General features: G+C 70.5%; 5 protein-coding genes. 2 read left to right on the top strand and 3 right to left on the bottom strand.

Annotated elements, in window-relative coordinates:
• From ACH9EU_RS04490 to ACH9EU_RS04480, 3 genes are all read right to left on the bottom strand, one after another.
• The coding region (locus tag ACH9EU_RS04490; protein WP_396412745.1) for an S-(hydroxymethyl)mycothiol dehydrogenase at nucleotides 1-1094 on the bottom strand (1094 nt) is incomplete at its 3' end.
• Nucleotides 1095-1221: 127 nt separating this feature from the next.
• A complete protein-coding gene (locus ACH9EU_RS04485; RefSeq protein WP_396412744.1) occupies nucleotides 1222-3690 on the bottom strand; it encodes an FAD-dependent oxidoreductase in 2469 nt (822 codons plus the stop codon).
• A 35-nt stretch (nucleotides 3691-3725) separates the two neighbouring features.
• Nucleotides 3726-4088: a bifunctional 3-phenylpropionate/cinnamic acid dioxygenase ferredoxin subunit gene (locus ACH9EU_RS04480; RefSeq protein WP_396412743.1), complete on the bottom strand. Its 363-nt coding sequence runs from the start codon at nucleotides 4086-4088 to the stop codon at nucleotides 3726-3728.
• A 331-nt stretch (nucleotides 4089-4419) separates the two neighbouring features.
• On the opposite strand from ACH9EU_RS04480, the gene ACH9EU_RS04475 reads away from it, so the two are divergent.
• Entirely contained in the window at nucleotides 4420-5610 is a 1191-nt protein-coding gene (locus ACH9EU_RS04475) for an FAD-dependent oxidoreductase (RefSeq protein WP_396412742.1), read from the top strand.
• A 92-nt stretch (nucleotides 5611-5702) separates the two neighbouring features.
• Nucleotides 5703-6829, top strand: a 1127-nt coding sequence (locus ACH9EU_RS04470) for an SRPBCC family protein (protein ID WP_396412741.1), incomplete at its 3' end; no start/stop codon positions are given.

Here is a 6829-nt window from a genome sequence, read left to right as displayed (position 1 = left end):
CGGTCGATCTCCACGACGGAGCGCAGGACGGTGCCGGCCTTCATCTTGGCGAAGGCCTCCTCGACGTCGCCCAGGCCGATGCGCTCGGTCACGAAGCCGTCCAGGTCCAGCCTCCCCAGCCGGTACTGGTCCACGAGCATGGGGAAGTCGCGGGAGGGCAGGGTGTCGCCGTACCAGGCGGATTTGATCGACCCCCCGCGCCCGAAGACCTCGTCCAGGGGGATCTCCCAGGTCGTGCCCGGGGCCGGGACCCCGACCAGCACCATCCGCCCGGCCAGGTCCCGGGCCTCGAAGGCCTGCTGGAACGTCGCGGCGATGCCCACCGCGTCGATCACCAGGTCCGCCCCGTTCCCGCCGGTGAGGGCCTTGATGGCCTCGACCGGGTCCTGCTGCCGGGAGTTGACGGTGTGGGTGGCCCCGAACCGCTGGGCGGTGGCCAGCTTCTCGTCGTCGAGGTCCACGGCGATGATCGTCGTCGCCCCGGCCAGCTGGGCCCCGGCGATCGCTGCCGCCCCGACCCCGCCGCAGCCGATCACGGCCACCGACTCCCCGCGCTGGAGGGCACCGGTGTTGAGCACCGCCCCGATCCCGGCCATCACCCCGCAGCCCAGCAGCCCCACGGCCGCGTACTGCTCGGGGGCCAGCTCGGCCTCGATCTTGGTGCACTGCCCGGCCGCGACCAGGGTCTTCTCCGCGAAGGAGCCGATGCCCAGGGCCGGGGACAGCGGCGTGCCGTCGGCCAGGGTCATCTTCTGGGTGGCGTTGTGGGTGGCGAAGCAGTACCAGGGCTGCCCCTTGGCGCAGGCCCGGCACTGCCCGCACACCGCCCGCCAGTTCAGGATCACGTGATCGCCCACGGCGACCTCGCTCACCCCCTCCCCGACCGCGGCGACCACCCCGGCGGACTCGTGGCCCAGCAGGTAGGGGAAGTCGTCGCCGACCCCGCCCTGCACGTAGTGGTGGTCGGTCTGGCACACCCCGCAGGTGAGCACGTCCACCAGCGCCTCCCCCGGACCGGGGTCCGGGACCAGGATGGTCTCCACGCTCACCGGCTGGTTCTTGCCCTTGGCGACCACGCCCTTGACCTTGTGCATGTTGGAACTGCCTTTCGTCGTCGTCGGCACCGGGACGGTGCTCGATCACGGAAGTCGTGCTTCGGAAATCCCGACATCGGGAGGTGGAGCCGCGGCCGGAGCGGCGTGCGCCCCGGCCGCGGAGGTCTCAGCCGCGGATGCGCTCCATGCCGGGGTCCACGAGCGGCTCGGCGGAGACCGTGGCCGGGACCCGCTCGCAGTGGTACTCGATCTCCACGGTGTCGCCCTCGGAGACCTCGGGCGGGAGCCACGCGTAGGCGACCGGCCGGCCCACGGTGTAGCCGTAGACGGCGCTGGTGACGTAGCCGGCGGCGTCGCCGTCCACGTACACGGGTTCCTTGCCGAGGACTACGGAGCGTCCGTCGTCGATGGTCAGGCAGCGCAGCCGGCGCCGGACCTGGCCGTCGGAGGCCACGGCCGCCGAGCCCACGAACTCGCCCTTGTCCTTCTTGACGGCGAAGTCCAGCCCGGCCTCCAGCGGGGTGTGCTCGGTGGTCATGTCCGTGCCCCAGGAGCGGTAGCCCTTCTCCACGCGCAGGCTGTTGAAGGCCTCCCGCCCCGCGGGGACGATGCCGAACTCCTGGCCCGCCTCGTGCAGCAGGTCCCACAGCCGCAGCCCCTGGTCGGCGGTGGTGTAGAGCTCCCACCCGAGCTCGCCCACGTAGGACAGCCGCATCGCGGTGACCCGGAGGCCGCCGACCCGGATCTGCTTGGTGCGGAAGTACTTCAGACCGTCGTTGGAGAGGTCGTCGCGGGAGACCTTCGCCATGACGTCCCGTGCCCGCGGTCCCCACAGCCCGATGCAGCAGGTCTCGGCGGTGGTGTCCCGCACCAGCGCCCAGGCGGTGGGGTCCTCGGCGCTCTGCCGGGAGGCTTCGGCCGAGAGGTAGGCCACGTCCACGGCGCTGTTGATGCCCGCCTGGAACAGCTCCTCGTCGATCCGGGCGACGGTGATGTCGCTGCGGATCCCGCCCTTCTCGTCCAGCAGGAGGCAGTACGTGACGGCCCCCGGCTTCCGCTGGACGTTGCCCGTGGTCAGCCGGTGCAGCAGGGCGGCGGCGCCCGGTCCCTCGACCGTCACGCGCTTGAGCGCGGTCATGTCGTACATCGCCACGGCGGTGCGGGTCTTCCAGGCCTCGACCGCCGCGACGGGGGAGTGGTACTTCGCGGCCCACGGCTCCCGCTCGGGCTCGCGCCACTCCTCGGGCAGCTGGTCCAGCAGCGCGGCGTTGGCCTCGTACCAGTGGGGGCGCTCCCAGCCGTGGCTCTCCAGGAAGAACGCACCGAGCTCGATCTGCCGGGGGTAGAACGGGCTGAGCCGCAGGTTGCGCGGCGACTCCCGGGGCTGAAGGGGGTGGAGGACGTCGTAGATCTCCACGAAGTTCTGCTTGCCCGTCTCCTCGACGTACTCCGGCGAGAGCTGCACGTCGTCGAACCGGGTGGCCTCACAGCCGTGCAGGTCCGTCTCCGGGCTGCCGTCCACCAGCAGCTCGGCCATGGCCTTGGCCACGCCTGCGGAGTGGGTGACCCACACCGCCTCCGCCACCCAGAAGCCGGCGAGGTCAGGGGACTCGCCGATGAGCGGGCCCCCGTCCGGGGTGAAGGAGAAGATGCCGTTGAAGCCCTCTGCCACCTCGCTGCCGCGCAGGGACGGGAGGAAGCGCTGGCTCTCGGCCCACTGCGCGGCGAAGTCCTCGGGAGTGAACTCCAGGCGGGAGGGCATCCGGTCGTGGGAGATCTCCCGGGGCGCGTAGTGCGGCAGGTCGTCGAGGTCCACCGGCATGGGGCGGTGGGCGTAGGAGCCGATGCCGATCCGGTCCCCCCACTCCCGGTAGTACAGGTCCGCGTCCTGGTGCCGCAGGATCGGCAGGGTCGCGCCGTTCGGGGCGTCGTGCTTGCCCACGAGCTCGGGCACGGCGGACGTGAAGACGTACTGGTGGGCCAAGGGCAGGATGGGGCAGGGCATGCCGGCCATCTCGCCGATCGCCGGTCCCCAGAAGCCCGCGCAGGAGACGACGATGTCGGCCGGCACGGTGCCCTCGGACGTGGTCACGCCGGTCACGCGGCCGTTGGCCCGCTCGATCCCGGTGACGGTCGTCTCCGCCCGGTACGTCACACCGGCGCGGGAGGTGCGGTCGATGAGCACCCGCACGGCCTGGGCCGCCAGGGCGAGGCCGTCCGTGGGGACGTGGTAGCCGCCCAGCACCATCTCCGGGTTGACCAGGGGGTGCTGCTCCAGCACCTCCTCGGGGGTGAGCAGCCGGCCCTCGAGACCCCACGACGTCGCATAGCCCATCTTGCGCTTGAGCTCCTCCAGCCGCTCAGGGGTGGTGGCCACCTCGAGGCCGCCGACCTGGTTGAAGCAGTCCAGGGACACGAGCTTCTCCACCGTGTACCGCGCCAGGTGCGTCATCGTGCGGGACGGGTTCGTCTGGTAGACGAGGCCGGGCGCGTGCGACGTCGAGCCTCCCGGAAGGGGCAGCGGGCCCTGCTCGAGGACGGTGATGTCCGTCCAGCCGCGCTGGACGAGCTCGTCGGCAAGGTTCGTGCCGACGATGCCGGCGCCGATGACGACGACGCGAGGGGTGGTGCTCATGGGTGGTTCTCCTGACCTTGGGGTACCTGGCGGGTTCAGTTCGACTGGGACTCGTGCCCGGTGGAGGTGAGGCCGGGAGGCAGATTGGGGGCTTCCGGGGACTCCTCGACGTAGATCGTCCCGTCGATCACCTCGACGCGGTGGGTGCGTACGGGCAGCTTGGCGGGCGGGGCGTCGACCGCGCCGGTGCGCAGGTCGAACTTCGAGGCGTGCAGCGGGCACTCCACCTCGCAGCCCTCCACCCAGCCGTCGGCGAGCGAGGCGTCCTGGTGGGTGCACGTGTCGTCGATGGCGAACAGCTCGTCCTCCTCGGTGTGGAACACCGCGATCGGCGGGGTGGTCTCGAGCCGGATGGCGTCTCCGGGTGCGAGGTCTTTCAAGGGGCACGCCTTGTGCATCGGAGCGGTCCTTTCGTGGAGGGAACGAGCCTTCTCCCGAAACGGCTGCGGGGTCGAAGGTACTCACCATGAGCAACCTGCGTTGCAATGTGCAACATCGTGGGTACTCGGTGCGGGCGGTGTCAAGAGATGGGGCCCCAGAAAATCGTGAGCGAGGTCACATCTCGACTCAATGTAAATTTCTCCCGCCGAATTGCCGGAACCTCTTGACGGGCCCTGGGTGCAATCCTCACGCTGTTACTCACATCACGAACCGCGTTGCACAGTATGCAGTCTCCGTTCCGCCGGCGGACGCCCACCGCCTCCACCCTCCAACCCGAAAGGGGTCTCCATGGAGTCCCTCGTCATCGTCGGTGCCTCCCTGGCCGGTCTGTCGGCCGCCCGGGCCGCTCGGCGTCAAGGATTCAGCGGTCGCCTGGTCATCGTCGGCGACGACCCGCAGCGTCCCTACGACCGTCCGCCGCTGTCCAAGGAGTTCCTCGCCGGCACGATCGAGGCAGCGGACCTGGCGCTGGAGACGGAGACCGACGACCTCGACGCCGAGTGGCTGCTGGGCGTGCGGGCCATCGGTTTCGACGCGCTGTCGCGTGAGGTGATCCTGGAGGACGGGCGCAGCGTCCACGCGGACCTGCTGGTCATCGCCACCGGCGCCTCGGCCCGGTCGCTGCCGCCGATCGCGGGCCTGGAGAACGTGCTGACCCTGCGCACCCTGGAGGACGCCCGGAAGCTGCGCGCCCTCGTGGAGCGCGGCGGGCGGATGGTCGTCGTCGGTGCCGGGTTCATCGGGGCGGAGGTCGCCTCCACCGCGCACAAGCTGGGCCTGGAGGTCACGGTGCTGGAGAAGTCGCCCACGCCGTTGTGCGGTCCGCTGGGTGCGGAGCTGGGCTCGGTGGTGGGCGGGCTGCACGCCCGGGCCGGGGTGGAGCTGATCTGCGGCGCCGACATCGAGGAGTTCGAGGTCGAGGACAACGCGGTGGCCGCGGTGCGCCTGGCCGGCGGACGGACGCTGCCGGCCGACGTCGTCGTCGTCGGGATCGGGGCGGTGCCCAACACCGGGTGGCTGGAGGGCTCCGGGGTCGAGCTGGGCAACGGCGTGGTGTGCGACGAGGTCGGGCGCACGAGCGTGCCGGGCGTCGTGGCGGTCGGCGACTGCGCGGCGTGGCTGGACCCGCGCACCGGCCGGCACCACCGGGTGGAGCACTGGACCGGCGCCGCCGAGCGCCCGGCCGTGGCCGTGGGGACCCTGCTGGGCACCGACCCGGCGGTGCTGCCGGCGGTGAAGCCGGCGTACTTCTGGTCGAACCAGTACGGCACCCGGCTGCAGTTCGTCGGCGACGCCGGGGCCGGGGACCGGGTGGTCTACGAGCACGGGGGGCCGGGGGAGGAGTCCTTCCTGGCCGTCTACTACGCCGGTGAGGATCCGGTGGCGGTGCTGGGCTGGAACCAGACCAAGCAGTTCTGCCGCTGGCGCAAGACCCTCGAGAAGCTCTCCACGGCGGCGGTCCAGCTGGCCGCGGTCTGATCCACCGGGCCCCCGGCCGTGGCGGCCGGGCGCCGCCCGTGCACCTCATCACGTCACCTCATATCACCTCACTTCCTGAGAAGGAGAAAGCATTGTCGACCAACGTCATCTCCGACAGCCTGATCGCGACCCTGCCCGGTTCCACGTATGTGGACGAGGCGGTGTTCCGTGCCGAGCAGGAGCGGATCTTCGAGCAGATGTGGTTCTGCGCGGTGCGCGCTGCCGATCTGGACAAGCCCGGGGCGTTCCGCACGGTGCAGGTGGGGCGGGAGTCCATCATCATCACCCGCAACCGCAAGCACGGGATCCGGGCGTTCTACAACATCTGCCGTCACCGCGGGGTGAAGCTGTGCATGGAGGACACCGGTGAGGCCGGGCGGTCCTTCCAGTGCCCCTACCACGCCTGGACCTACGACTTCGACGGCAAGCTCATCGCGGCCCCGAACCTCACGAAGATGCCCGACATCGACCGGCAGGAGTACGGGCTGGTGTCGGTGCCGGTGCGGGAGTACCTGGGCTACGTGTGGGTGTGCCTGGCCGAGGAGCCGCCCTCCTTCGAGGAGGACGTGATGGGCGACATCGAGGATCGGCTGGGCGACACCCAGGCGATCGAGGGCTACAACGTCGAGAACCTGGCCCTGGGCCGGCGGATCACCTACGACGTGAAGGCCAACTGGAAGCTGATCATCGAGAACTTCATGGAGTGCTACCACTGCGCCACGATCCACCCCGAGCTCACCGAGGTGTTGCCGGAGTTCGCCGACGGGCTGGCCGCGCAGTACTTCGTGGGTCACGGGGCGGAGTTCGGCGAGGACGTGCTGGGCTTCACCGTGGACGGTTCCGAGGGCCTGGAGAAGCTGCCCGGGGTGGACGAGGACCACGACCGGCGCTACTACGCGATCACGGTCAAGCCGACGGTGTTCGTGAACCTGGTGCCCGACCACGTGATCATCCACCGGATGTTCCCGATGGCCGCCGACCGCACGATCGTGGAGTGCGACTGGCTCTACCTGCCCTCGGTGGTGGAGTCGGGCAAGGACGTCTCGGCCTCGGTGGAGCTCTTCCACCGGGTCAACCAGCAGGACTTCGACGCCTGTGAGCGCTGCCAGCCCGCGATGGGCTCCAAGATCTACGCCAAGGGCGGGGTCCTGGTGCCCTCCGAGCACCACATCGGCGCCTTCCACGACTGGATCACCGAGAAGGTCGGCGACGTCGTGCC

Origin of the sequence: Kocuria rhizosphaerae (genome assembly GCF_044462265.1) — a bacterium.
Taxonomy (GTDB): domain Bacteria; phylum Actinomycetota; class Actinomycetes; order Actinomycetales; family Micrococcaceae; genus Kocuria; species Kocuria rhizosphaerae.
Note: the sequence above shows the minus strand (reverse complement) of the source record. Positions and strands in the feature narration are given on the sequence as shown.